This is a genomic window from Bradyrhizobium sp. UFLA05-108, from assembly GCF_059803455.1.
Window position 1 is genome coordinate 124052 of sequence record NZ_JBANAZ010000003.1, and the last position, 24953, is coordinate 149004.

23 protein-coding genes and 2 pseudogenes are annotated in these 24953 nt (G+C 63.1%); 5 read left to right on the top strand and 20 right to left on the bottom strand.

What is annotated here, in order from left to right; genetic code table 11:
* Positions 1 to 26 precede the first annotated feature (26 nt).
* From SO140_RS03125 to efp, 3 genes are all read right to left on the bottom strand, one after another.
* Positions 27 to 239: a hypothetical protein gene (locus SO140_RS03125; RefSeq protein WP_449381743.1), complete on the bottom strand. Its 213-nt coding sequence runs from the start codon at positions 237 to 239 to the stop codon at positions 27 to 29.
* Between the two features lie 324 nt (positions 240 to 563).
* Positions 564 to 2171 carry a M23 family peptidase gene (locus SO140_RS03130; RefSeq protein WP_449381744.1) on the bottom strand — a complete coding sequence of 536 codons (1608 nt, stop codon included), beginning with the start codon at positions 2169 to 2171 and terminating at the stop codon, positions 564 to 566.
* Positions 2172 to 2224: 53 nt separating this feature from the next.
* A complete protein-coding gene (gene efp / locus SO140_RS03135) occupies positions 2225 to 2791 on the bottom strand; it encodes an elongation factor P (RefSeq protein WP_194476041.1) in 567 nt (188 codons plus the stop codon).
* A gap of 162 nt (positions 2792 to 2953) precedes the next feature.
* Between efp and epmA the strand changes: the two genes are divergently transcribed.
* From epmA to SO140_RS03150, 3 genes are read left to right on the top strand one after another with little or no spacing between them, the layout of a single operon-like run.
* The gene (gene epmA, locus SO140_RS03140; RefSeq protein WP_449381745.1) at positions 2954 to 4006 is read left to right on the top strand and encodes an EF-P lysine aminoacylase EpmA; all 1053 of its coding nucleotides are present in this window, start codon (positions 2954 to 2956) and stop codon (positions 4004 to 4006) included.
* Positions 4003 to 5097 (top strand): lysine-2,3-aminomutase-like protein, encoded by a 1095-nt coding sequence (locus SO140_RS03145; RefSeq protein ID WP_449381746.1) that lies wholly within the window; start codon positions 4003 to 4005, stop codon positions 5095 to 5097. The genes epmA and SO140_RS03145 overlap by 4 nt, the downstream gene beginning before the upstream one ends.
* Positions 5098 to 5143: 46 nt before the next feature.
* Positions 5144 to 5398, top strand: a complete 255-nt coding sequence (locus SO140_RS03150) for a hypothetical protein (RefSeq protein WP_449381747.1) — start codon at positions 5144 to 5146, stop codon at positions 5396 to 5398.
* A gap of 52 nt (positions 5399 to 5450) precedes the next feature.
* On the opposite strand, the gene SO140_RS03155 is transcribed toward SO140_RS03150, so the two are convergent.
* The 8 genes from SO140_RS03155 to SO140_RS03190 all read right to left on the bottom strand — a co-directional run bounded on the left by SO140_RS03155 (position 5451) and on the right by SO140_RS03190 (position 14539).
* Positions 5451 to 6536, bottom strand: a complete 1086-nt coding sequence (locus SO140_RS03155; protein ID WP_449381748.1) for a 3-deoxy-7-phosphoheptulonate synthase — start codon at positions 6534 to 6536, stop codon at positions 5451 to 5453.
* Between the two features lie 235 nt (positions 6537 to 6771).
* Complete coding sequence (locus SO140_RS03160) at positions 6772 to 7350, bottom strand: HdeD family acid-resistance protein (RefSeq protein ID WP_449381749.1); 579 nt, start codon at positions 7348 to 7350, stop codon at positions 6772 to 6774.
* A 71-nt stretch (positions 7351 to 7421) separates the two neighbouring features.
* Positions 7422 to 8453 carry a PrsW family intramembrane metalloprotease gene (locus tag SO140_RS03165; RefSeq protein WP_498540063.1) on the bottom strand — a complete coding sequence of 344 codons (1032 nt, stop codon included), beginning with the start codon at positions 8451 to 8453 and terminating at the stop codon, positions 7422 to 7424.
* A 510-nt stretch (positions 8454 to 8963) separates the two neighbouring features.
* The gene (locus SO140_RS03170) at positions 8964 to 9233 is read right to left on the bottom strand and encodes a hypothetical protein (protein ID WP_449381750.1); all 270 of its coding nucleotides are present in this window, start codon (positions 9231 to 9233) and stop codon (positions 8964 to 8966) included.
* Positions 9234 to 9385: 152 nt separating this feature from the next.
* On the bottom strand, positions 9386 to 9952 hold the full coding sequence (locus SO140_RS03175) for a hypothetical protein (RefSeq protein WP_449381751.1): 567 nt from the start codon (positions 9950 to 9952) through the stop codon (positions 9386 to 9388).
* Positions 9953 to 10344: 392 nt separating this feature from the next.
* Positions 10345 to 11808: an autotransporter family protein gene (locus SO140_RS03180; protein ID WP_498542313.1), complete on the bottom strand. Its 1464-nt coding sequence runs from the start codon at positions 11806 to 11808 to the stop codon at positions 10345 to 10347.
* Complete coding sequence (locus SO140_RS03185) at positions 11799 to 13847, bottom strand: beta strand repeat-containing protein (protein ID WP_498542314.1); 2049 nt, start codon at positions 13845 to 13847, stop codon at positions 11799 to 11801. The genes SO140_RS03180 and SO140_RS03185 overlap by 10 nt, the downstream gene beginning before the upstream one ends.
* A gap of 557 nt (positions 13848 to 14404) precedes the next feature.
* Positions 14405 to 14539 (bottom strand): hypothetical protein, encoded by a 135-nt coding sequence (locus SO140_RS03190; protein WP_449381753.1) that lies wholly within the window; start codon positions 14537 to 14539, stop codon positions 14405 to 14407.
* Between the two features lie 1223 nt (positions 14540 to 15762).
* On the opposite strand from SO140_RS03190, the gene SO140_RS03195 reads away from it, so the two are divergent.
* Positions 15763 to 15963 carry a hypothetical protein gene (locus SO140_RS03195; protein WP_498542315.1) on the top strand — a complete coding sequence of 67 codons (201 nt, stop codon included), beginning with the start codon at positions 15763 to 15765 and terminating at the stop codon, positions 15961 to 15963.
* A gap of 635 nt (positions 15964 to 16598) precedes the next feature.
* Here SO140_RS03195 and SO140_RS03200 read toward each other — a convergent pair.
* The 9 genes and pseudogenes from SO140_RS03200 to SO140_RS03240 form a co-directional block, all read right to left on the bottom strand.
* Positions 16599 to 16856 (bottom strand): DNA ligase-like domain-containing protein, encoded by a 258-nt coding sequence (locus tag SO140_RS03200; protein ID WP_498542316.1) that lies wholly within the window; start codon positions 16854 to 16856, stop codon positions 16599 to 16601.
* A gap of 203 nt (positions 16857 to 17059) precedes the next feature.
* Positions 17060 to 17644, bottom strand: a pseudogene (ku, locus tag SO140_RS03205) (non-homologous end joining protein Ku); the annotation flags it as partial.
* Positions 17645 to 18580, bottom strand: a pseudogene (locus SO140_RS03210) (major capsid protein); the annotation flags it as partial.
* A gap of 55 nt (positions 18581 to 18635) precedes the next feature.
* Complete coding sequence (locus SO140_RS03215) at positions 18636 to 18992, bottom strand: head decoration protein (RefSeq protein WP_498542317.1); 357 nt, start codon at positions 18990 to 18992, stop codon at positions 18636 to 18638.
* Positions 18993 to 19021: 29 nt separating this feature from the next.
* A complete protein-coding gene (locus tag SO140_RS03220; protein ID WP_498542318.1) occupies positions 19022 to 19156 on the bottom strand; it encodes a hypothetical protein in 135 nt (44 codons plus the stop codon).
* Positions 19117 to 20700, bottom strand: coding sequence for a phage portal protein (locus SO140_RS03225; protein ID WP_498542319.1), 1584 nt, complete (start codon positions 20698 to 20700; stop codon positions 19117 to 19119). Before SO140_RS03225 ends, SO140_RS03220 begins: the two co-directional genes overlap by 40 nt.
* A gap of 3 nt (positions 20701 to 20703) precedes the next feature.
* Positions 20704 to 20946, bottom strand: a complete 243-nt coding sequence (locus SO140_RS03230) for a phage head-tail joining protein (protein WP_498542320.1) — start codon at positions 20944 to 20946, stop codon at positions 20704 to 20706.
* A gap of 3 nt (positions 20947 to 20949) precedes the next feature.
* Positions 20950 to 22980 (bottom strand): terminase gpA endonuclease subunit, encoded by a 2031-nt coding sequence (locus tag SO140_RS03235; RefSeq protein ID WP_498542321.1) that lies wholly within the window; start codon positions 22978 to 22980, stop codon positions 20950 to 20952.
* Between the two features lie 5 nt (positions 22981 to 22985).
* Positions 22986 to 23231, bottom strand: a complete 246-nt coding sequence (locus tag SO140_RS03240; protein WP_498542322.1) for a hypothetical protein — start codon at positions 23229 to 23231, stop codon at positions 22986 to 22988.
* 497 nt (positions 23232 to 23728) lie between these two features.
* Between SO140_RS03240 and SO140_RS03245 the strand changes: the two genes are divergently transcribed.
* The gene (locus tag SO140_RS03245; protein WP_498542323.1) at positions 23729 to 24694 is read left to right on the top strand and encodes an ABC transporter substrate-binding protein; all 966 of its coding nucleotides are present in this window, start codon (positions 23729 to 23731) and stop codon (positions 24692 to 24694) included.
* Positions 24695 to 24953: the final 259 nt, after the last annotated feature.

Sequence of the window (24953 nt, forward strand, 5' to 3'; positions counted from 1 at the left end):
TAGAATGGCGCCGGCGTAAGTTCGCGCTATTGCGTCGCCTTGCCGGCGCCCGACACCATCGACTTCCAGTCGATCGCGGAGGCATGATCGGAATGGATCATGCGCTCGAAGTTGCGTTTGGCCTTGCCCGTGTCGTGATTGATGGAGGCATCCTTCAGCATGGCGGAGGCATCCCGATGCGCGCACAGCAGAAATACGGTGCTCGCAAGCACGGCCAATGTGGATGGTCTTTTCTGCATGATCCGGACATCCTATTCGGTGTAATCAGTGGCGCGCGACGTGCCGCACAATAGGGGCTCGCGGCGCGTTCCGGAACCGAGGGCAGCGTCAGAAGATCGTGAACCACGGAAGTTCCGAACCTAACCGACGCGCCTCGACCTTCTGCGCCGGCTGTCGCGATATTGCATCTCGGACGTCATAGCCTGCGGCCATTCCCACACTGCGAATGCCGACGATGATGGGGATTGGGGACATCGCGACTGTGAGAGCATTTTTGCATGCCATTGGCGTTCCAAACGCCAGGATGTTCAAAGCGCCTCGCATTGCGCCAAGCGCGGCTCGCCTCAATTGTCTTCGCTGCTTGAGCCTTCGCGCTGGTCCGGCTTGACCGCATCTTCGGGTAGCGCGTGCGCAAGCGGTTGCGCCGCGCCGGCGACCTCCGGGCCGATCTCGCGGCCGCGGCCGCGGATCAGGCGTTCATAGGCGGAGACGAGGGTGACGTAGGGATTGACCCAGATCCAGCCGTCGCGGGTGAACACTTGGACGTCGAAATGCAGGTGCAGCGAGGTGCCGCCGGGATGGTCAAGATAGTTGGAGATCACGCCGATCTTCTCGCCCTCGCTGACGGCGTGGCCGTTGACGAGGCCGTCGGCGTTCATCGCGGAGGGGTTCATGTGCATATAGCGGAAGCGGATATGCTCGGTGCGGCTGTTGACCTGGAGCGTCGCCGCTTGGTCATTCGGCCCGCGGATCACGGTCGCATCGCGCACGGCGACGACGCTCCGCTGCTTGGGGTCGCAGCGTTGGCCGGCGTCAGTATTCGCCGCGCAATCGGCGGCGCGGATGTCCTCACCCTGGTGGCCATAGCCGCCCGGGCACTGCCAGACCGCGAAGCTGCGGGACTCGCAAAAATTATCGCGCCAGGGATAAGTGGCCGGCCCGTCGATCCGGTCGCGCTTGCCATAGGATTGCGAGCGGACGAAGGCCGTCGCCTTCGCCAGCGGAAAGCGAATCTGCGCATAGGCCATGACGTCGGGATGGCCCGTCTGCTTGCGGTAGCCGGTGTTGGGAATGATGTCGCCGCTCGGCCGGTAGTCGAAATCCGCCGATCGCCCCAAAGGCCGATCGACGATTTCGGAGGCGATGTCCGTCAGCGGACGCACGCGCTGGCCGCCTGCCACATGCAGCGCCTTCAGGAAACGCTCCGCGACCGGGTAGGCCTCCTTGCAGGCGAGCCGCCGCGGCTTGGCAACGCTGTCGAGGCACTGGATCGACACGACATAGGCGGCGCCGAAGCGGCTGAAGGCGTAGCGCACATAGCCTTCGCGGATGAAACGGCGCAGATCCGGATATTGGCCGGATAGGGACTTGACCGGCTCGCCCTTGCCGCCGGCGGGATCGGCAAGATCGTAAATCAGGGCGGAACCAGTGATCTGGACCTCTACCGGCTTTGCGAACACCCGTTGCGGCAGGCCGTCGCCGGCACCCGGCTCGAGCGAGAAAACGGCGTTGTAGCCGGCAGGTCCCGCATCGAACAGGTCGGCCGCACTGAAGTCGGACTGGTCGCGGGTAAGCGACAGGTTCGCTGGCGCGCCGCTGCGCTGCGCGTCGAGATAGGCGGCGGCATCGAAGGGCAGCAGCACCGGAACGGAGCTGCGGGCGATACCTGAGAAGAATTGCGAGGAAACCCCGTTGAGTTGCACCAGCGCTGGCAGCGCGCGAGGGTCGAAGCGGCCGACCGATCGGCGCTGTGCGAACACGAAGTCACCGGCGATCGCGGGATGGGCGTTGATTTCGCTGCGGAGCTGGTCGAGAGCTACACGCCAGTCGATGCGCAGCGCCGTGAGCGAGGGGGTGCGGAATTCGTCCGCGGACAGCGGCACCGCCTCGGCAACCAGAAGCGTAAGCAACCCCAGAAGAGACGAGACGAAGCGGAACCTGTGCCTGCCCACTGTTGTCCCGCCCCCCGGCGACCTTGCCTGTTCCGACCGCTCGGCCGCTTTGCCTAGTCCTTGGCGCGCTCGGAGTATGAGCCGTCTTCAGTCATCACCACGATGCGGGTGCCGACCGAGATGTGCGGCGGCACGGTGGTGCGGATGCCGTTGGAGAGCACGGCGGGCTTGTAGGACGACGAAGCCGTCTGGCCCTTGGTCACCGGCTCGGTCTCGACCACTTCCAGTGTCACGCGCTGCGGCAGAGCGAGCGAGACCACGTTGACATCGTGGGTCGACAGCTTGACGGTCATGTCTGGCTGAAGATAGGCGGCGGCATCGCCGACGACGTCCTTGGGGACCTGGACTTGGTCATAGGTCTCGGGGTTCATGAAGTGGAAGCCGTCGCCATCTTCATAGAGGAACGTGTAGTTGCGCTCTTCGATCGTGGCCTTCTCGACCTGGTCGGTGGTCTTGTAGCGCTCGGAGATCTTTACCCCGTCCGAGATTCGGCGCATTTCGATCTGGCTGACCGGCGTGCCCTTGCCGGGATGGATGTTCTCGGCGCTCACGACGACATAAAGCTTGCCGTCTTGCTCGATCACGTTGCCCTTGCGAATAGAACTGGCGATGACTCTCAAAGCTGTATTTCCTGCTTGCTTAGCCCGGCACCGGCCAGGGCGTGGTCAAATTGATGGGGGACTGCGGGCCTTGAGTCGGACCTCGGCGCCCTTTTCGGGCCGCAACATACTGATTTTGCCGTTGGATGCCAGCATTTTGCTGCCCCCCGGGATGGTCCGTTGATGGTTGGGGACAAGCCCATCAGCCCGTTTTGGGCCCCCAACCGGCACATCGACCGACGACCGTTCCTCCAGGCAAGGGGGGCGATCACGGCGGCAGTCCGGGCCTTCTTCGCCGAGCAGGGCTTTGTCGAGGTCGAAACCTCGGTTTTGCAGGTCTCGCCGGGCAATGAAACCCATCTGCATGCGCCCCGAACCGGGATCATTCGCCCCGACGGTAGCGCGGTGACGCGGTATTTGCGGACTTCGCCGGAATTTGCCTGCAAGAAGCTGCTTGCGGCCGGTGAGCCCCGGATTTTCGAGCTGGCGCGGGTGTTCCGCGACCGGGAGCGGGGCGACCTGCATCTGCCCGAATTCACCATGCTGGAATGGTACCGCGCTGGCGCCCCCTATGACGCCATCATGGCCGACTGCGTCGTCGTGATCGCACACGCCGCGCAGGCGACCGGAATCGGCCGGTTCTCATTCCGTGGCCGGACCGCCGACCCCTCCGCGGAGCCGGAGCTTTTGACGGTTGCCTATGCCTTCGAGCAATTCGCAGGCATCGACCTGCTGTCGACCATTTTAGGCGACGAGGGCGACCGCGATGCGCTCGCCGCTGCCGCCGGGACGAAGGTGCGGGTGACGGAGGACGACACCTGGTCGGATATCTTCAGCAAGGTCCTGGTCGAGCACGTCGAGCCGCATCTGGGGCAGGGGCGTTTGACCATTCTGTTCGAATACCCATCTCCCGAGGCAGCGCTGGCCCGGGCGAAGGCGGACGATCCGCGGGTCGCCGAACGGTTCGAGGTCTATGCCTGCGGGGTGGAGCTTGCCAACGGCTTCGGCGAATTGACCGATGCCCCGGAGCAGCGCCGGCGCTTTCAACTGTCGATGGCGGAGAAGCAGCGGCGCTACGGCGAGGCGTATCCCCTGGACGAGGATTTTCTTGCCGCCGTCGGCCAAATGCCGGAAGCGAGTGGCGTGGCGCTCGGCTTCGACCGGCTGGTGATGCTGGCGAGCGGCGCACAACGGATTGATCAGGTGGTATGGACGCCGCCTCAGGGTGAGACATGACGAAGGCCAATCTTGCACGCACCTTGCGTGAGCCCAGCGAGCTCGTAGAGCGCGGTCTCGCGCCGGCCCCGGAGCTCGCGGCGCTCGAGCGCGTCGCCTCGCGCTACGCGGTCGCGATCACGCCGGAGCTCGCCAGTCTCATCGACAGCTCAGATCCCGATGATCCCATCGCGCGGCAATTCGTTCCGAATGCTGCGGAACTCGAGGTCCAGCCGGGCGAGGATGCCGATCCGATCGGCGATCACGCCTGGTCGCCGGTTCCTGGCATCGTGCATCGCTATCCCGACCGGGTTCTGTTCAAGCTCGTGCACGTCTGCGCGGTCTATTGCCGCTTTTGCTTCCGCCGGGAAATGGTCGGCCCGGGCAAGGAGAACGCGCTGTCGGAGAGCGCCTATCGCGCAGCGATCGCGTATATCCGCGCGCGCAGCGAGATCTGGGAGGTGATCCTTACCGGCGGCGATCCCCTGATGCTGTCGCCGCGGCGGATGGGCGAGATCATGGCCGATCTCGCCGGGATCGATCACGTCAAGGTCATCCGCCTGCACACCCGCGTGCCGGTGGCCGATCCCGACCGCGTCACCGACGAGATGGTCGCCGCCTTGAAGGTGAAGGGCGCCACGACCTGGGTCGCGCTGCACGCCAACCACGCCCGCGAGCTTACGGACAAGGCGCGCGACGTCTGCGCCCGCCTCGTTGATGCCGGTATTCCGATGGTCAGCCAGTCGGTGCTGTTGCGCGGCGTCAATGACAGCGTCGCCGCTTTGTCGGATTTGATGCGTGCTTTCGTCGAATGCCGGATCAAGCCCTACTACCTGCATCACGGCGACCTCGCGCCGGGCACGTCGCATCTGCGCACCACGCTCGCGGACGGGCAGGCCTTGATGCGCGAGCTGCGCGGCCGGGTGTCGGGATTGTGTCAGCCGGAGTTCGTGCTCGATCTTCCCGGTGGCGCCGGCAAATCACCGGTTGGCCCGAATTACGTGTTGGCGGTGCAAAATACCGCAGCCGCCAAAGGTGATGCGGCGTCGGAAACGCGCTATCGTATCGTTGACTATTGCGGCGACGTTCATCTCTATCCGCCTGAGAGCTGAGCGGACAAGACGAGGACGCACCGGCCTTTCGGAGTGGAGGAGCAGAATGAGAAAAATCGTCGTGGCACTGTCGCTGCTGGTCCTGTTCGGCGGCACGGCCATCGCCCAGACCGGCAGCAAGGGATCGACGACGTCGGGTCAATCCGGCGGCGGATCCGTACTGCCCGCACCGGTCGGCCATCGCCAGCCGCGCGCCTCGGACGTGCCGAACGAGAAGAACCTCAGCGATCCCAGTGATCCCCTGAGCAAGGAAAACCAGGCGCTCGACAAGAAGATCAAGAGCATCTGCCGCGGGTGCTAGGTTATTCTCCGCGGGCAGGGCGCGACAGCTCGCCCCGCCCGCAAGGGTCCGCCTAGGCAGAGCGCTCGTGAATGCCCGCGCGCTGTGCGTTGCGCCGGATCTCGACCGCGTCGGCGAGCTGCTCGAGCGCACTCGCCGTCGTCGTCCAATCGATGCAGCCGTCGGTGATGCTCTGGCCGTAAGTGAGCGGCTTGCCCGGCACCACGTCCTGGCGGCCGGCGACGAGGTTGCTCTCGATCATCACGCCCATGATGCGGCTCTCGCCACCAGCGATCTGGCCGGCGATGTCGGCGGTGACGATCGGCTGGTTCTCCGGCTCCTTGCTCGAATTGGCGTGGCTCGCATCCACCATCAGGCGCGGCCCAACGCCGGACTTGGCGAGCTCGTTGCAGGCCGCCGCAACGCTCGCAGCGTCGTAGTTCGGCTTACTGCCGCCGCGCAGGATGATGTGGCAGTCCTCGTTGCCGGCGGTTGACGCGATCGCCGAGCGGCCGCGCTTGGTCACCGCCATGAAATGGTGCGGATGGGCGGCCGATTTCACCGCGTCCGCAGCGATGCGAACATTACCGTCGGTGCCGTTTTTGAAGCCGACCGGGCAGGACAGCCCCGATGCCAGCTCGCGATGGATCTGGCTTTCGGTCGTGCGCGCGCCGATCGCAGCCCAGGACACGAGGTCGGCGATGTATTGCGGTGTCGTCATGTCGAGGAATTCGGCGCCGGCGGGCAGGCCGAGATTGTTGACGGCCGAGAGCACGCTGCGCGCAAGCCGCAGGCCCTTGTTGATGTCGAAGCTGCCATCGAGGTCGGGGTCGTTGATCAGACCCTTCCAGCCGACGGTGGTGCGCGGCTTCTCGAAATAGACCCGCATCACGATCTCGAGCTGGTCGGCAAGATCCTCGCGCAGGCGTGCGAGCTTATCGGCGTAGTCGATCGCGGCCTCGGGATCGTGCACGGAGCAGGGCCCGACGACGACCAGAAGGCGGTCGTCCTGGCCGTTGAGGATGGCATGGATCGCATTGCGCGCCGCCATTACCACGCGGGTTGCGGTGAGCGTGCGCGGGATCTCCCGCATCACCTCTTCCGGCGTGCTCAGCTCTTTAAGTTCGCGGATGCGAAGATCGTCGGTCGTGCTCAGCACGGCGGGCTCCTGTTGTTAGAGAACCTGCCGGCCAATAAAAAAGCCGCCAGGTCTGGCGGCTGTTCAGATGTCTTGCTGCAATGTGTCAGATTGAGCGCGATCCTCCCGCCGCCAGCGAGCTGTCGTAGCTAAAGTACCAAAAATAGCTGGTGGCGAAGGTGATCATGGCGGGCTCTATAGCGCAGCATTTAGGGCTTGTCACCCCCCAAACAAGAGGGTGAGCGCGACGCGTCGATCAAGTGTTGCTGTTGCGTGCCGCAAGCGAGATGCCGATCAGCGTGGCGCCGCCGAACAGGAGGTTGATCCCGACGAGGATACCGATCGCCCATTCGGCCGAGCTGGGCAGGCCCGTGATGACCAGGAACGAGATCACGATGTCGACGAGGCCGGAGATCACGAGCCACGACCAGCGGCCGGTCAGCTCGCGGCGATGCTCCAGCGCATACATGATGGTGGCGACGCCTTCGGCGAGGAAATATGCCCCGAGCACGATCGTCAGCGTCAGCACCGCCTGCATCGGCCGCGCCAAAAGGACCATGCCGGCGAGCACGGCGAGCGCCGCGGAGATCAATGACCACCAGAAGCCCGGCATGCTGCGCGCCCAGAAGGTCACGAGCAGCCCGCCGATGCCGCTGATCAGGAACATCCAGCCGAGGAAGATCGTGATCGCAAGGCTCGCGAGCGGCGGCAGGATCAGCGCGGCGATGCCGAGAATGACGAGCAGGATGCCTTCGAACAGGAAGGCTTTCCAATGCGCCTTGACTGCTCGGCTCATGGCGGACTGCAAGCGCGCAAATTGCTCGGGCGACGTCATGGAGACCTCCAGGGCCGCAACGACGAGATGCGGCTCACTCTAGTGTGTGCGTTCCGCGGTGACCACCCGCCTCAGGGCGCGGATGAGAACCCTTCCGCGCTGGTGCGGATGCGGTTGCGGCCGAGAACGTAGATCGCCGTTGTGACAACCAGTAGGGCGATACCGAGCAGGATCGAGGTCAGACCGATGGGAATGAGCACCAGGGTCACGTTGTGATCGGGATTGACCAGCCAGTGATGGATCGAGGTCAGCACGAAGGCGAGGCCGACAAAGCCGACGCCGCCGCCGATCACCAGCAGCGCCCACATGCGCCGGAGCTGGCTGAGGCGCTCGCGCGCGACCTCAGTGCGCGGCGCGTGGTGGCGCGCGACACGCCGCACCAGGCGGATGGCGAAAGCGATCGAACTGAATCCGATCAGAAGGCTCGCCGCGCCGAACCACATCCGCACATTCGGGTCGAGGTCGGGCATCCGCTGCAAGGTCAGCAGCGGAAAATCGAAGCTCGCATGCAGTGCGAGCGGCCCCATCAGCATCAGGACGCGGCTAGAGAAACGCGCCCAGTCGCGATGATGACGATGCGCGCCGAGCGCCGTACCCGAGCGGGCGATGGCGAGATAGGCTCCCGCAATGATGCCGAGTGCGCCGTGAAAGGGCACTGTGAGCACGCTGCGCAAGGCCGCGAGCGCGCGCCACATGTCGGCATGCTGCACGAGATAGGCGAGGTTTTCGTAGGCGGCAAAGCCGAGCCCGACTGCGGCGCCATAGACCACTGTGTCCATCGGATTGGCAAAGGTCCGCCGCTTGGTCGAGGAGACCAGCACGATGGCGATGACCTTCACCGCTTCCTCCGGCAGCGCCACGCCGAAGATCGAATGCATGGCGAGCGCTGCCCAGGGATCGTCGGGGGCTGCGACCATCTTGGCGAACGGCGCACGCGCGAGCCCCAGCAGCGAAATGCTGGCCGCGCCGAGCAGGAAGGCGGTCCAGACCTGGGCCGGCGGGCCGGGGCGCTCTTCGGCCGCGATGACGAGCCAGAGCATCAACAAGGCCGGTGCGACGGCGGCCGTCCCGATCACGGTCGGCAATGCTTCAAGCAGTGTCATCATCGGCCGGACAATAGGTTCCCTTGGTCAGCTTATCCACTTGAAGCGATGCGACGATGTGTCATGTGCTTGCTGTCGCAACGCTTAACGGTCCCGACAGCTTCCGTTCATCAGTGCGCGGCGCGCGAATCAAAAGCCCCAGCGCAATCAAGTGCATAACCATTTCCGCTCGATTTTTACATCAAGCACCGCGCACATTGCATAGAGCGATGATTAGTCCGAAAAATCAAAGAATTCAGACCTTTTCTTCGCGCCACGATGCGCGCGTTCGTACCGCGTGTCCATAAGCGAAATCGCAAAAGCCGGGCAGGCGGAGGCACTTGGAGCGCCTATCGTTGAGGCGGCGATTGGTTGCGGCGCGAGCGCACCTGCTCCAGCTGCCAGAAGACCCGCACAAAACAAATAGCACGACGGCCTGATCGGGAGCGGCAAGGTGTATCATGCCCCTGACAAAGCAACAGCTATGCCATCTGTTCCCGGCGGCGCTCCGCGTCCGATGCAGACGCGCCGCTAGTGCAGCTCACCTGTCGCCGCACCCGCATATGAGCTGTCGGAAGCTGATTGAGCGTCGGGCGAGATGTCGAACGCGCCGAGATGGAATTCATCGCCGACGGCATCGGCCGACGGCACGTGCGCGAGGAGCGTGAAGGCCGCATCGGGATATTGCTGCCAGACCTGGAGGTCGCCCTCCGTAATTGTCAGCCAGCCGAACGTGTACATGTAGCGTCCAGGCTCGGTGACTCGGCCGACGCGTTCCCAGGTGATCTTGTTGACAGCCATTCGGTCTCCGATCGCAAGCGAGCAATGACAACGATGGCCGCGCACAAGGCACGGTCGACATGAGTTTGCCTCAGCAATTTGGGCCAAGACAAGGCAATCAGTCGAACGCGGTTAAGACCGCCCCGCGGCCATCGAGACCATGGGCCGGCCCGTCATCGCGAAAGCACGTGACCGCGACGCACGGGGGCAACCAGCCGAACGACTTCGCAGGTCGCAACGAGGCCGATCAACCATGCGATGTTGAGCAGTCCGAGGCGCGCCACGACTGCCGTCGTGAAGGCACCGGCACCGCCAAGGAGAGGCGTGACAGCGAGCAGCGTGAGCTCGTATGCGCCGTAGGCACAAAGGAGCGCAAGCGTGAGCACGAGCAGCGTGCTCTTCGAGGAGAGATGCTGGAGCACGACTGATGCTGCCGCGGTCGCAGTCAGTGCGGCGGCACCGATCGCAAGGCCCCAGGCCATCGTGCTTGGCTCGATCGGATAGTGAAGCGCGGCGAACCCGATGGTCTGATTGACGAGCCACGCACCGGCGACGACAAGCAGCGCCGGCCGTAGCGGCAGTGTCGCCGCGGCAATGACCGAGAACGCCGCAAAGGGCGTTGCACAGGCGAGCGCGAAGCTCGCAAGCATGCATGAGACGATCAGCAGCGCGAAACTGAAGGCCGGTGCATGGTGTGGCTCGACCGGACGAAGGCGGACGTCATCGACGGAAGGCAGCATGAAATATCCTCTCGTCGAACTCTATTACATTTTCAGATCTGCGACAGTCCGGATGAGGTCTCGGGCTGGCGGAACCTAGATATCACCGGCCGATGAGCAGGACGATCGTCGCCAAGACAATGGCGAACCCGATCGCGGGGAGGATGATCCAGACTGTTTCGTTCCTCATGCCGACCGATGAGGCCGGAATTCGCGGTATTGCGATAGCTATACGTTGGTTTCGTCAAGTCCGGCGCTGGCTCCCCCGGCGGAGCCGGTAGTTCCTTCAAACTCAATTGGTTGATGAGCGTATGGGGGAGCTCCAATAGCTTTTTTCGCGTCTCCGACGCGAGGGCGCTCCTTATCCTCGCCGGGACGGGACATTCTGATTTCGACGATGGCAATCTTACCCGTCACCAGCCTACCCGCAGTCCGGCCTTGCCGGTGTAGGCGAATCCGCCGCCGTCAAACCGGCTCTGGTAGGACGCGTTGGCGTAGAGCGTTGTGTTCGGTCTCACCTGCGCGCTGACACCGACATTGAGCTCGCCCCAGAGACCGCCGAGATCAGCAAAGAACGGAATGAAGCCGGTCTCTGAAGAGAACGACGTGACCGGGTTGCCGCGGAATTCGTTCCAGAGGTTTGGCCGGATCCAGGCGGTAATTTGTTGCGCGAACCCGTCAAGTGCCCATGTACGACCAAACCTTGCGCCAAATCGAGCGGCGAGCGAATCGACGTCGGCAAAGCGGACCTGGGCGGCGACGTCGGAGGCGTCATGGATGTTGATGTTCTGATAGATCAGCTGCGCCTGCGGTTCGATGAACCAGCCGCCGGCGAACTTGAAGGGATAGCCGCCCTCGAACGAGGTGGCCAAACCCTGGCCTTGGGTCCTGAATGTCGGCAGGCCGCGGCTAGCCGTCGAGTTGATGTCGTAGAAGGTGCCCTGCAGGATCGCATCGAGGTACCAGCCGCTCGGCCCGAAGTGAGTCCAGTAGCCGCCGAGCGTGTAGGCGGTGAAGTCGCTGTTGCCTTCCCTGCCGTCGAAATGGGTGACCTGTCCCTGGTTGCCGCCGATTGCGAAATAACCACCGGCGTGATCGCGCGAACCATCGGGTCGGTCTTGGCGGAGGAAATCCATGCCCGCCTGCAGCCCCAGGAATTGGTATTCAAAACGCGGACCGCCGGTGCCACCACTCAACACGCCGAGGCTATCGCCGTGCTGGGTACCGTTGACGCCGATGATCCGACCCCAGCCAAGATATGGTGAGCCGGGAACGAGCGGGGCGGCCTTGTAGTATCCGGCTGGGGCCGCGGTTGGATCGAACTCCTCTCCGACGCGCTCGTGCAATGTGTCGAGCAGATTGCGGCCATACAGGAGCGCCATCGACGGGATCGCCGCATAGAGGGAGGTCTCGATGCGGAAGTTTGGAGTGGTCGGCGTCGGTGGAATGGGAGGAACCGGTGTCTGACACTCCGGCAAGTTCGGGGTCAGCGTGCAATTCAGCGTCGAGCGCAGGTACCAGTTGCCGTTTCCTGCATCGGCGCCGACGCCGCCCAGGAACAGGGTGTATTCGTAAGGGCCGGCGACGGCGGGAGCGCCGAGCGTGAATACGCCACCGGCTGACCGGCCGGGATCAAGTGCCTGCACGACCAGGATGCCGTCGTTGACCGTCAGCGCGCCGGCACCACCGGCATTCTTGGCAAAAAGCCGCGTCGCACCGCCAGCGCCAAGGGAGGTGCCATCGACCACGAGCACGTCGGAATGCGAGTTGGCGCCCCCCTCGTTCAGCACGGTATCGAGCAGGAGCTGACCGCCGTTCGCGATGAATGTGCCACCACCGTTCATTCCGGGCGTATGGCCACCCGAAATCAGCAACACGTCACCGGCAACCGGATTGGCCTGCAGATCGATGATGCCGGAATTGGTGAAGCTGGTCGCACCGAGAATCTGGCCCCGCCGAGCGCCATCGCGTTGAAATTCAGTCCCAGTGGCAAATACTGGCCGGTGGCATCAAGGATGGTCGCCCCGGGACCGCCCAGCAACGCCAACGTTCCGTTATTGGTGAAGGTACTGGGACCGCCACCAAGATCTGAAACCGCGACACGCAGCGTGTCGCGAACTCCGTCACCATTGGTGTCGGCGAAATGGCGCAAGTTGAAGATGCCGTTGTTGATGACATCGTTCACACCCGCGAGCTGGACAAAACCCGTGATGGTGCCGTTGTTGATGATGATCGGATCGCCGGCAATGGCGCGATCGGACAGTGCCCCAATACTTCCGTCATTGGTCAGGGTCGCGATCCCACCGGCGGAGCTGAGGAAAACACCGGTAGCCTGCAAACCCCAAATCGGCCCGACACTGGTCAGGTCGGCCTGCCAGCCGCCCATGATCGATCCGCCTGGCGCGATATTGACCGTCACGCCACCGCTGCCGCTGGTTGCGCCGATTGCGGTACCGAACTGTCCCGGTGTCGATACGTTGGCCGCGTTGACTTCGACATGTCCTGTCGTTGTGGAGCGCGCAATCGGCCCGTGCAAAGTCTGGGTATCGGTGAGCAGCCCGTTGCTTCTGGCGAGTATCGTGCCACTGTCAGCCAATATGCCAACAGCATTGGAGCTGTTGGTCGTATCGATCGGCCCGGTGGCATTGACGGTGATGCTGCCACTGCCGGAAAGGGCAACGATGCCAGCGCCGCCACCGCCCTGGGTGGTAATGCCCGGACCGGTGTAGGTCACCGTGGTTGGCGCGTCGGCGTAACTGATGGTTCGGATAGCTACGGGGTTGTTGAAAATATTCGAATCGGGGACCGCGGTCCCGAAGCTCATGATGGTCGATGCTACGCTCGCAGTTAGCGACCGACCGTTTGCTGCGGTGGCCGAATCCAACTGGACGGCGATCCCAGCCTTCACAGGTTGTGTAGGGCTGCTGTCCCCGGGGTTCGCGCCACTGACTGTGATGACGGTGCCGGGGCTGGTGGTGACCGATGCCGACCCGTCGCCCTCGACCCATACGACGATGCCACGAGGCCTGTTTCCAAACACGTTGATCGTGCCGCTATTGTAAGTCACCGACGCATCGCCGGCTCCCGACGGGACAAGCAATGAGTCTCCGGCATGAGCGATCAAGCCGTAAAAGCCGGACCCACTCACACCCGGCGTGCCCGTGATATTGCCGGAAGCAACTATTGCGGCATTTCCTGTTCCGCGGTTATCGGCCTGGATGCCAGTAGCCTCGGTTCCGCTGGAGGTTAGGCTCCCGCCGCTCCAGGTTACGCCCGCCAGATGAGGAATCCCCGTCAGGTTTGGCATCGCGAACGCAACGATCGCGTCCTCGCTTGCGGTGCCGGCCACGTCGATCGTGGTGTTCGTTGCGCTGATGATCGCGTCGCCGCTCGACTGGATTCGCAATCCGGTGTTGTTCGCCGTGAGAGGATTGGCCGTATTGTTGATTGTTACGCCATCCGTAGTGATGGTGATGTTGGCACTCCCCGAAGTCACGCCCGTGGAGTTGGCGGCGTTGACAGCGTTAACGCCGCCTGCGCCAGCGGGGATGACGACATTGACACCGGGTAGAAGTGTGAGGCCGATGGGGGTGCCGCCGGTGCCGTTGTTGGTATCGACGTTGATGCCGCCGGAATAGGGGTTGCCGCCAAGCGTACAGATCGTGTTGCTCGCGGGACCTGCGCACTGCGCCAGCGCTGGCGACAGTCCCGCATCGAATGCGGCTTGGGCAGTTACAATGGCGGCTAACGAAACGGTTGATAGCAGCCGATAGCGAAGCAATCGACACGAGACAGGATTACGAACCAGTCGGGAGAGCGCGGCACTCGCAATCGAATGGTGTTCTCGGCGCTTTAGGGTGTTCCGGACTTGCCGATCCGACACACAAGCGCCGACGGCCGCGAATCCATACTTCATCGCTCTCCCCACCGAGGTGATACAAGCAAATGAAAAAGGCGCGCCGTCCCGTTTGGTTGGAACGCAAACACAATCGTTGCGTCACACGATCAGCATGACGCTTAAATTCAAGCTCCCCAGCCTGACTGTAAACAACACCACAATCGTCAATGAAGTCGCGAGCGTCTCCTTGTCCCCGCGCGACGCCATCTGTGATTTGTGGTCGCAATCCCCAGCAACGGTCCGGCAACTGGCGGCAGCTACGGGACCGTTGCTTGTGAGGCCTGTCGGGTTGCCGATAGGCACCCTGATAAAAGACGACAAATCCAGAGCGTGCAATTGTCCTTAAAGACAATTGCCCGTCAAAGGTGTCGTCCTGGTTGTGACGATCAGCGGCACACTGTCCTTGAGCTGGTGCTTTGAGCACGCAAGGTGCGAAAGAAATCTTGCGAGCTCGGGCGAGGGAGGGAAAAATTTCGGTACAGCCATCCCATTCACGGAACTGCCCGACGCGCAACTTTAGGAGATCGCAGGACCGTCGGAGTCGCACACCGCGATGTCCCACTCGATCCGGCAGATCACCGGTCGGTATGGGGGATCTCGTAGCGCTCCAGCCGCTCGACGGCCGCCTGTTGCTCGTGATGTCCCAACCACAGGACGAAGAGGATCAGCGAGCCGCCTAAAGCAGCCAAGCCGAAAGCAAGCTGCCTCATCCCGCTTGAATGCGCAGGAGGGACCGACGTTCCAGCGCCGGCGCCACTTCGGTTCGGCGCCCTATATTGAAGGGCTGACCGATCCGCAGGGCATATGGGTTCTGACCAGGCGCCCGTGCAGGCACTCTCCATGTCGCTCGTGGACGAAGGCAAGCAAGCCCATGACAATCAAAGCGGCGACGACACACACGGTTACGAAGTTCTGCGTCATGGTGCCACTCCAGTTGCTGGAGTCTGATCCGCGGTTATCGGGCTGGATCAGCACATCATCGACGAGCTCGGCGGTGAACGACCAACTGCCAGCCCCTAGGCCGGCGGGTTCTCCATGCGCCGCGGCCGCATCCTGACAGGTGGCTTTTTTTGCTTTGTGGGAGAGCGAACCTGCGGACTGTCGCTGTCGGGCTGGCGTTCTTGCTGAGCTGGCGAAATAGACCGTTCAAATCTGGCGGCCCACCGCTGCGCGGACCGCCTTTCAAGTTCTAAAGGGACCATACTCACGACCGGAACTCCGGGTTCGCGATCCTGCCCTGGCTTGAAGACATCAACGCTCGCCACGTCTCAAAGGTCCATCGGACACAGCGGAAGAAGGAATGGGCAAGTCTTTGATTTTGTTGGCGCTCCCTAGCGAAGTCCCACTTTCCTAAGTAATCAACGATTTAGGTTTGTCTATTCGCCACAACGGACCACAGACGAACCAAGGCTTTCTAACGGGGTGTCTACGAATTTCGGGCGGTTTTTTCGGGCCTCAGCCACCGGTCGGGGCGGCGTTTTCTTGGTAGACCGATGAAGGGGCGCTTTGCTTAGTTTCAGCTTGCGTCGGCAACATCGCAGGCGAAGGACCGGGCTCCTAGGTACTCCGGGCCTCGCTGTAAAGCATAATGCGACAGAAGTCCGGACATGTCCGCCAGAGGTTATGCCGACGATCTCAACGCGGCCGTTCGCTACGCCTTGGAGACGACCCGTGCCGTTGCGGTCCGCCCATTCTACTCTGAGGTCTCCGAAAGCCACGCCTTCGAGCGCGAAGAGGATCGTCAGGAGCGACGGCACGAATTGGGATCCAAAAGTCCGTTAGGGAGGAGATTGGACGGCAGTTGAGCGAAGCCGCAGATGGGGAATGTCCCGTCTGCGTCGCATTGAACCCCCGGTGTGATCGGGCGTTCTAACCACGTGCGTCCAGAAAAGAAGAGGCTTGTGCGCTCATGGATCGGTCCAGGGAAGTGGCAATGCTTGCGCAGGCCGACCAATTGATCGCTAGAGCTGAAATGGCGACCATCGAGCTGATCGCTGAATTCGACAAAGAGCGCGTCGCCGGTCACGACACGGCGATTGCAGAGCGCACGCTTCGTGCATTTACCGATAGCCTTGAAGCTCTAAAAGAGCGGCGAGAGCTTACCCGTCGGACCATCCAGCAGTGCGGTCTGTGAAGCTCTAGCCTATGAACGCTTGGTAGGGGCGTGAGAACCTACGCGTGCGGCTTGGCAGAGAGAGCGGTTCAGCCGCGACCTGGAACGTGACGAGCGGCAACTGTGGCACGCCGAGGCAAAGGCGGGACCGTTGACGCCAGCAAGTCCCGCCGATCACGACGCAAGGACTAGAGACCTAGAACCGACTGCAGTCTCCGCCAAACGATTTGGGTGTAAGGAAGGCCCTGTTCCGCGGCTCGTTCCTCGCGATCCTTCCGGCTAAATTCTCTCTCTCTCCGCTCGAAATCAGCCAGTTCCTTTCGCGCCTCCTCTAGAAGGTGGTCTCGCGGTGCTTTGGCCAGTTGAGAGCGTTCCGTCATTGCTTATCCGTCTCCTGCTGGTGCCCCAGCCCTAGGAAAACTGGAACAGCAGAAAGGTTCGATGCCTTAAAATCAAAAATTTATGACGGCGAGGGCGATCTAATTGTTACCTCGGTTTGTCAGCGGGCGGGCAGCTTCATGCACTTTCCTTCCCACAGTTGTCCAATCCCAAGCCTCAGATTGAGGTGGTGTCGGGCCGAACCCCGACCCGTTCAGCGCGGCGGCGAAGGCGGCCCCCGCGCTCGAAGATGGCATAGCGCCGCGGATAATTTCAGCTTATCTTTCGCGGAATAGATCGGGGCCGATTTCGCCTTGCTCGAACGGGGCGAGGAAGATCCCCTCCGCCCGGCGGGCGAGCAATCGCGCCAGGTTTGTCTTGCGCATGGAGAGCAGCAGGCGGCGGTAGTCGTCACCGTCCCCGGCCAGCATATCGAAGGCGTAGAACTGCGCCTCGTGGTCGTGCTTGCGGGAATGCAGGGCGTCGAAATCGGAGATGCCGTCGACGTTGAGCACGACGGTTTCGCCGTCGAGCATTGAGCTTGCGCGCGGTTTCGACAATCCATGGAAAGCGCTTTGTCCAATCCAACCCGCCTCTTGTGATCAGGCGCACGCGAGCGTGCGCGCGGATCACCATCATCCGACAGCCGTCATGCTTGATCTCGTGGAGCCAGTCCTTTCCGGCGGGAATGGATATGCCGCGGGTGGGAATACAGGGCTGAAAGAGGTGCGCGGGCATGTTAGCCCGCCTTGCGCTTTTTCGCCGCCTTTTTTGCTGGCGTCTTGGTCGGCCGTGCCTTCGGCGCGCCCTTCTCGGAGGCGAGGCTTTGGCGGAGCGCGTCCATCAAGTTGATGACGTTACCGGGCGCGGTCCTTTTCACCGCGGCGATCGGCAGGCCTTTCTGCTTCTTGGCGAGCAGCTCGGCAAGCGCCGCCTCATAATGGTCCTCGAATTTCTCCGGCTCGAAATGGCCGCTCTTCTGCTCGACGATGTGCTTTGCGAGGTCGAGCATGTCCTTGGTGACCTTGACGTCCTCGATATCATCAAAATATTCCGCCGCGTCGCGCACCTCATAGGAATAGCGCAGCAGCATGCCGACGAGACCCTTGTCGCGGGCTTCCAGCGCAATGACGTGTTCGCGGTTGGTCAACACCACACGGGCGAGCGCGACCTTGTCGAGCGAGCGGATGGTCTCGCGGATCACGGCAAAGGCGTCATGGCCGACCTTGCCGTCGGGGACGATGTAATAGGGACGCACGAGGTAAAGGTCGTCGATCTCACTCCGCGGCACGAACTCGTCGATCTCGATGGTGCGGGTGCCCTTGCCGTTCGGCATGTCGTACTGCTTGACGTAGCGCGGGCGGCCCATGGTGTTCACGGTCTCGATGTAGTCGGCCGGTGCGAACACCGTCCGGAAGAGACCAGCTACGCCGGTCGGGTAGAAGTAGGCGTGGGTCGTATCGACGTAGGGCGTGTTGTTGACGTTGCCGCGATAGTTCACCCAGTTGATGCCGCCGAACGGGAAGGAGCCGAAAATCTGGCCGCCGTCCACATAGCCGGTGCGCAGCTCCGACGCCGCCTGCGTCTGCAGATAGGTCGCGCGGACTTCCTGATGCGCGATCAAGCCGTCGTAGAACGCATCGCCGCAGATGGCTCCGACACCGGAGAACGGCGTGCCGCCCAGCGCGTTCGCCATCGTGCGGATCACGCCCGCGCACTGCTGGCGCAGGATGCCGGGGGCCGGTGTCGCCGCGGCGAGGTTGAACGGGATGTCGGCCGGGGGACCGGCGACACCAAACTCGTTGTACAGGTTCAGCGTGCTGCCGTCCGCGTAGGTGATGATGCCGAGAATGCCGCCGACGCGGGAGTATTCCATCGTCGCTTCGAAACTCTGGCCAGCGATCTGCATGCGCTCGGCGACCTTTGCCATCACCGGCTCGTCGCCGGACTCCTCGCCGAATGGCCGGACGTTCTGCACCTCTTCGGCCATGACTGCGTCGTTGACCTCGAAGTGCGGGACCGAGAGCAGGCGGATGGCGCGCTTCGGCTTGTCGATGGTCACGCCCGGTGCGCCGCGCGGCGTCGGCGGGACCAGCCGGATGATGCCGTTCTGCTCCTCAACGGCGACCGCCGTGGTTGCGATCGAGGTCTCGGTGTACAGCCCGATCGAGCCGAGATAGCCGGGCACGAACAGCATCTTGTTGATGGCGTCTGTCAGACTGACGACGTTGAAAGCGTCAGTGTGGAAAACGTCGAGCATTTGACTTCTCCTCTAAAGTGCCGCCCTCACGAGCCAGCCTGTTGCGATCCGCTCGTTAGTTCCGGACGATGATGTGGTTCGCCGCGAGCAGTGCAGCGATGGCGTCCTTGTTGGCCTGCGTCGCGCCAGCGAAGTAGACCAGCGCATTGCCGTTGACCTCGGCATCCCGCAGCAAGACCGCGACCTTGACCGACGTGCCCGCGCCGGTCGTCGCACCGCCGTAGATCGCAATCGCATCGGCCGCCGTGGCATCGGCTGCGACCGTGTAGACGCCGCCACCGGACGACTTGAGGATCGTGCCAGCGACGAAGTTGGCCGGATCGTTGATCGTGCCCGCGCCGCGCGAGCGCTCGCCGTTCGCCTCGGAGAGGATGAATTCGCCGGGATGACGGGTTTCGTTGAGAACAGGCATGGTTTGGTCTCCTCGTTGTGGTGCGCTGGCTACTTCTTCCCGCTGATCCGCGCGTTGAGCTTGCCGATGACGTTGTCCCACTTGCGCGGTGCCTGGACGCCCAGCGGCGCCGGGCGATGCGGGATCACGGACGACTGCGCCTCGATGCGCGCGCGCTCTGACATGAGCGCCTTGCGCACGTCGGCGATCGGCTTCTTCTCCGCGATGAAGCTGCGCGCCATCGCAGGCAGCGATGCCATGTTGCAGAGGTCGAGCACCTCGTTGACGTAGCGGGCGTGCTCGTCGGCGCCTTCGGTCTTTGCCTTGGCGCGCAGCTCGACCACGTTGGTTGGCTGCTCCGGTGCGGGCGGCTGCTCCTTCGGCGGGTCCTCCTTCGGCGGGTCCTCGACGGCAGGAGAGGGTGGCGCAGGCGACTTGTCGTCACCTGCGCCGTCCCCTTCCTTCGGCTCCGGCGGCGGAGCCTCGGAAGAAGACATGACGGCCTTGATCCTGTCGGCGGCCTTCGGCGGCAGAACTGATGGACGATGACGTTGTACTGGAGCTGCTCCAGCCTGCGCCGATACTCCACGATGACGCCGCGCAGCGAGCTGTAGCTCGCGCGCCGGGTGTCTCCCGTGCCGATCATGTAGGGCACGCCCATGGCTGAGAACGCCGCGAGCTGCTGCCTGTACTGGAAAGCCTCGTAGGTGCCGCCGACATCGGCGGGCTCCGAAAACTTCACGTCCTCGCCGGGGAGGAGCGCCTGCATGGTGCCAGGTTCGAGACCTGCGAGACCGACGCCCAGCTCCATCGGCTGCTCTGCATCGCTGTTTGCCGGTGCGGGCAGGATGTCCTCGGGCGCCGGGCTCGTCACAAAGCCCGCGAAGAGTGCCGCGATCTTTTTGCGCTCAAGCTCCGCGTCGTCGTACTGGTCGAGGAAGAAAAGCCGGGTGATCGCCGCAGAGACCAATGGCACGCCGCGCACCTGACCGGGGCGTGTCGGCCGGAAGATGTGCAGCACCTGATCTGCAGGCACACGCACCGGGTCCATGTTGAGATAGATTTGCGGATCGACAGGCGCGTCGCCGGGGTGGCCGGGATAGAACCAGTACGCCACACGCTGCGCGCGGTAGTCGAACTCCACACCGTTCATGATGTAGTTGCCGTTCGGCGCGATCTGGTTGAGCCAGTACGGGCACATCTCGCTTTCGAGCAGCTCGACCTGCAGCGGCACGGTGAAGCCGTCCTCGACGCGGCGCGAGCGCATGCGGACGAAGATTTCGCCCGCCTCGAAGAGCGCGGAGCCGACGACGCTCTGCATGCCATAGAAGTCGGTGAGGCCGTCTGCATCGGCCTCGTCGGTCCAGTCCATCCAGACTTCCATGATCTGCTTGCGCAGCTCGGGCTCGTCGGTGATCAGCGACGACGGCTTGATGCCCGCGCCGATCAGGTTGGCGACGAAGTTCTCCCGTGCGGCGACCGCGTGCGCGCTGTTGCGCATGAGGTCGCGGCAGCGCGTGCGCAGGAGCGGCCCCTGCATCGCCATGATGGTGTTGATCGAGAACTGCGTCGGCTTCCACGACGCGAGCCGCCGACGATAGCGACCGCCATCGAAGCCCCCACTGGTCGAGCCTGCTGCGGATGAGAACGGATCAAACTGGTTCGTTGGCCGAACCAGTCCCATCTTTCCCAGCAAGCCCTCCGCGAGCATGTCGCGGAAAGCACCCATCGACTACAGCCCCTTGTCAGCCGGACAAACGATCCTGAACTGCCGGGTCGGGACTAATCCTGCGACTTCGTTTTCCATGTCGTTGAGGATTTGCAGCATCTCCGACAGACTGCGGTACTCGACCCGCTTGTCGCCGTAGCTGACCGTAGAGACGCCCTGGGCGATGGCGTAGCGCAGCGCATCGATCTGAGACTGCGTTGCCAGCAATTGCGCCGGGGTACGGGTGCTGAGCTTCCTAACGCGCATGGACTACACGCCGAGATAGTTCGACCTGACGATCCTTCGCCTTGGTGTTGCTCGGCCACGATCCGCCATGCGCGGCGCCACTTCGGGCTGCGATGGAGCCTCTTGTGGCTCAGGCTCATCGCTGCCGCTAGCTGTAGTCTCGTTTGTTCTTGTTGGCAACGGGATGCGCTGAACATTGAGCAGATAGCCGCCCGCTGCCTGCATCGCTTCGCAATCGAGAAAGTCGTGATGACGCCCGCGCTCGATCCACACCGGCCTTCCATTCGGCTGCACGATGCGTGCCTCGCCGACGAGCTGGTGGCAGTAATCGTCATCGACGCCCTTCGGCAGATGCCACGCGCCGGGCTTGTCCTCACGCCAGCGGATGCGCTCATGCACCCATGACTTCCAATGGTCGGTATCGAGCCGAGCGATGTCGAGCCCGAACTTGCTGCTCTTGCCGGCGCGGTTGACCTCGACCTTCGAGAAGATCAGCGGCGTGCGCATCGGCGAGGAGCTGCCCTTGGTCGCGCGCACGCGCTTGCCCATGCGCCGGCAGAATTCGTAGATGCGGTTGAGCGGCAGCGTGTCCACCTTGCCCGGCCGGAAGCCGCTGTCGATCAGGGTGAGGCGGATCGGCACCTCGCTCACGTCGCTGGTGATGAGGTCGGCGAGGGCGTCCCACACCTCCTCATCGGCGGTGTCGCCCTGCAGCTTGCCGTAATCGACCAGCCATGACGTGGCGCGTGCGCCCCAGCCCCGGAGCACCCATGGCAGCGACTGCTTCTGCACGTCCACGGTGAGGATCATGTAGAGCACGCCATCCGGGACTTCCCCGCGCGAGTACAGCGAGCCGTGCGACTTGGTCCTGATCTCCTCCCATTCCGGGACCTCGCCGCCGCCGGGCGCGTACAGCTCGCCGAAGCCCGCGTTCATGGCCTGCTGCACCATGGCGTCGTCGCCGGACTGCTCGGCCTCGACCAGCACCGCGACGCGCTCGCCGAATGAGACGAAGGGCGAGGCGAGACCGCTGACCCAGAACGAGATGGACTTGCTCTCCATCGGCTGGCCGCGCACTTCGCCGTGCTCATCGACGGTCTGACCCGGCGCCACGTAGCACCCGCGCGCGTTCATTTCGGCCTTGTGCGTGTCCTCGATCACGCCGCCGCAGTGCGGGCATTCGAGGAATGTCGCCCGTGCCGCCTCCAAAGGCTTGGCGTTGCGCGGGTAGCGCAGGAGGTTAAAGCGCGGCACGAAATACTTGCTGCAGTGCGGACACGGCCAGCACCAGTGATGCCGCGTGCCCTGCTGCCAGAGCTGCCAGATCGGGCTCTCGATGTCCTCGACCACGGTGGCTTCCCAAAACAGGAGACCGCTTGCTTCGTCCTTCGCGGCCTGCACCCGGCCGCGCTTCGGGGTCGATGTCACGACGCAGACGAAGTCGGCATAGGTGTCGCCGCGCCGCTCGACCAGACCCAGCGGGCCGCCTTGATTATTCACGTTGTCGCGCATCTCGTCGTACTCATCGACCAGGGCGAGCACGGCCGGGTCCGATTTAAGCGCTGTCGAGCTGCCGCTGTGCGCGAGGCGGAACGGCACGCCCGCCACCACCTTCCGCGTCTTGGTCATGCGCTTGCCGCGCGCGAGCTTGGCGGTCAGCGTCGGCGCCTCGTCGAGGAGCTGCATGACGCGCGGCTCGAACTGCTCGGTCAGAAACTGTTTATTCGGACCGACGTAGAGGATCGGACCGGGCCGCTGATCGAGGCGAGCGCCCGCCACGTCGAGCATCGCTTCGCTCTTGCCCGATTGCGCGCCGAACACCATGACGACCCGCCGATAGGCGCCCGACGCGATGGCGCGCTCGGGCTCGATCACATAGGGCGTCAGGAGCGGATCGCGTGGTCCCGGCACCGCCGCCGTCGCCGGGTAAACCCTGTTCGCTGCCGCCCACAGGTCCGGCTCCATCGGGTCGGACGGCATCATCAACGCCGCGAACCTTCTCCAGCCGTATGGCCTGTGCCATGGCGTGCTCGGCGATGCGACGTAGGCGTCCATTGACCTCACGCTCGATGATCCGGCGCACGGTAAGGTTCGCGCGTGCATGCCGTGGCCAACTCGGCGAACTCGCTTCTCACCACCCCGGCGATGTTGTCGATCATCTCCTCGTAGACCTCAAGAGGGACAAGCCGACCAAGTCGCTGATTGGTGCGCACTTTGATCTCGCGCGCCTTCGCGTCGCGCATCCGGAGGTCCGCCGACAATGGCAAGGCCGTCACGGGCAGCGCAATCCGAGAGGTGTCGGACATTCTCGGGTTTATGACCTGGCTTCACAAGGAAGCGGTTATCCGCGCCTTGAAGCCAAGATCGATGCCGAAAGCGATGATGCGAACGCGCTGACGCAGGAACAGCGGGAGGTCCGCTTGAGCGTGACCGGTTGCGCTTCGAGCGGGAGGACACATCCAGTCGCAGATGACCGAGCAGATGCGTTCGCCGAATTGCAGGTCGCGCGATTGGAATCCGCATTGTCCGCGCTGCAAGTGGCGCTCGTCACCGAGCGCGGGAAGGCAATCGACGTGCCGAACCCGTTGCGGAGCGTGAAGTGACCGGCAATCTCCGCTTTCTGCGGCAGAGCGGAAATCTTGTGCTCGATCATAGTATTACCGCTCACGACCCCTTGCGGACCTTGCCGACCGCAAGGATAATATGACCCACAGAGAAAGCGATCGAGGTCGGTGCGTGGCTGGCAGCGGCTTGGCGCGGTCCGCTTAGAATAATTCCGCTCCTGCAAAATGCGGGGGACGCGATGAAACGGCGCGATTTTATTTGGCTTCTTGGGACTTCCGCGATATGGGCGACTCAGTCTCGAGCGCAACAGCCGCTTCGGACGATTGCGCTCATTGGAAACACGCCGGCGGCGTTTGGTCCCTGGCAAGCCGCTCTTGTTGAACGACTCGGCCAACTTGGCTGGATTGCGGGCCACACGCTGCAAGTCGAGTATCGGTGGTCCGAGGGGCGCCGAGACCGTGTCGTCGCGATTGCCGCAGAGCTAGTCAGCAAGAAGGTTGACCTGATTTCAACCTACGGAGGCGCTGCGGTCGTAGTGAAACAGGCGACTGCTTCAATTCCTATTGTTTTCGTGCCAGCGGTTGACCCAGTAGCGGCTGGGCTCATCGTTGACTTCGCGCACCCGGGCGCCAACGTGACTGGCGTATCGGTTCAACAAGCCGAAATCGGAAGCAAGCGGGTTGAACTACTTCGCCAAATCGTTCCAGGTCTCAGAACCTTAGGAATCCTATTTGATGCAAACTACCCCCCAAGCGTGCGCGAAGCCGATAATGTTGAGGCTGCTACTCGCCAATTTGGCATCACGCTGCTCAGGCGGGGCATTCGTGTAGCTGCCGATCTAGAGCCTGCCTTTGACGCCTTCAAAAATCAGGCTGATGCCGTTTATCTCGCGGATGCTGGCCTAATAGATGGCAATCGCCCCCGCGTCGCTTCACTCGTGCTGGATACCAAGTTACCGACGACGGCCTCAATAAGCGAAACAGCCCGAGCCGGAGCGCTCATGGCCTATGGACCAAACTACCCGGATTTGTTCAGGCGCGCCGCCGAGGTCATTGACAAAATTTTGCGGGGCGCAAGCCCCGGGGACATCCCGGTCGAGCAACCGACCAAATTTTATCTCGTCATCAACCTCAAGAGCGCAAAGGCGCTCGGCCTCACTGTTCCAAATGAGCTGCTCCTGCTCGCCGACGAGGTGGTCGATTAAATGAGCTTAATGTCACTTGTTGGCCCGTGGCTGACCTCAGCCCTGAGCGCGGCGTTGTCCGCTTCCGAGAGATGACCCGACCAATGGCATGCTGGCTGCCGAGGGCAATCTTTGACCCGAAGCGAACTTCAATCTCCTGACCGAATGGACGATGCGTCCACATTTGCACAGTTTAATGCGGCGGCCGTATCGGCCGGGTAATCCCTTCCCATGGAACGAGAACTCCGACGCCTCGAACGCTACGCCCGCCATCAAGCGG

Bases quoted from the DNA above. Each gene is read 5' to 3' on its own strand.
- SO140_RS03145 (WP_449381746.1), top strand. From the start codon at position 4,003: ATGACGAAGGCCAATCTTGCACGCACCTTGCGTGAGCCCAGCGAGCTC.
- SO140_RS03235 (WP_498542321.1), bottom strand. From the start codon at position 22,980: ATGGACGCCTACGTCGCATCGCCGAGCACGCCATGGCACAGGCCATAC.
- SO140_RS03245 (WP_498542323.1), top strand. From the start codon at position 23,729: ATGAAACGGCGCGATTTTATTTGGCTTCTTGGGACTTCCGCGATATGG.
- SO140_RS03190 (WP_449381753.1), bottom strand. From the start codon at position 14,539: ATGAGGCAGCTTGCTTTCGGCTTGGCTGCTTTAGGCGGCTCGCTGATC.
- SO140_RS03170 (WP_449381750.1), bottom strand. From the start codon at position 9,233: ATGGCTGTCAACAAGATCACCTGGGAACGCGTCGGCCGAGTCACCGAG.
- SO140_RS03200 (WP_498542316.1), bottom strand. From the start codon at position 16,856: ATGCTCGACGGCGAAACCGTCGTGCTCAACGTCGACGGCATCTCCGAT.
- SO140_RS03225 (WP_498542319.1), bottom strand. From the start codon at position 20,700: ATGGGTGCTTTCCGCGACATGCTCGCGGAGGGCTTGCTGGGAAAGATG.
- epmA (WP_449381745.1), top strand. From the start codon at position 2,954: ATGGTTGGGGACAAGCCCATCAGCCCGTTTTGGGCCCCCAACCGGCAC.
- SO140_RS03220 (WP_498542318.1), bottom strand. From the start codon at position 19,156: ATGTCAGAGCGCGCGCGCATCGAGGCGCAGTCGTCCGTGATCCCGCAT.
- SO140_RS03125 (WP_449381743.1), bottom strand. From the start codon at position 239: ATGCAGAAAAGACCATCCACATTGGCCGTGCTTGCGAGCACCGTATTT.
- SO140_RS03240 (WP_498542322.1), bottom strand. From the start codon at position 23,231: ATGTCCGACACCTCTCGGATTGCGCTGCCCGTGACGGCCTTGCCATTG.
- SO140_RS03165 (WP_498540063.1), bottom strand. From the start codon at position 8,453: ATGACACTGCTTGAAGCATTGCCGACCGTGATCGGGACGGCCGCCGTC.
- SO140_RS03160 (WP_449381749.1), bottom strand. From the start codon at position 7,350: ATGACGTCGCCCGAGCAATTTGCGCGCTTGCAGTCCGCCATGAGCCGA.
- SO140_RS03215 (WP_498542317.1), bottom strand. From the start codon at position 18,992: ATGCCTGTTCTCAACGAAACCCGTCATCCCGGCGAATTCATCCTCTCC.
- SO140_RS03150 (WP_449381747.1), top strand. From the start codon at position 5,144: ATGAGAAAAATCGTCGTGGCACTGTCGCTGCTGGTCCTGTTCGGCGGC.
- SO140_RS03195 (WP_498542315.1), top strand. From the start codon at position 15,763: ATGCTTGCGCAGGCCGACCAATTGATCGCTAGAGCTGAAATGGCGACC.
- SO140_RS03175 (WP_449381751.1), bottom strand. From the start codon at position 9,952: ATGCTGCCTTCCGTCGATGACGTCCGCCTTCGTCCGGTCGAGCCACAC.
- SO140_RS03185 (WP_498542314.1), bottom strand. From the start codon at position 13,847: ATGAAGTATGGATTCGCGGCCGTCGGCGCTTGTGTGTCGGATCGGCAA.
- SO140_RS03230 (WP_498542320.1), bottom strand. From the start codon at position 20,946: ATGCGCGTTAGGAAGCTCAGCACCCGTACCCCGGCGCAATTGCTGGCA.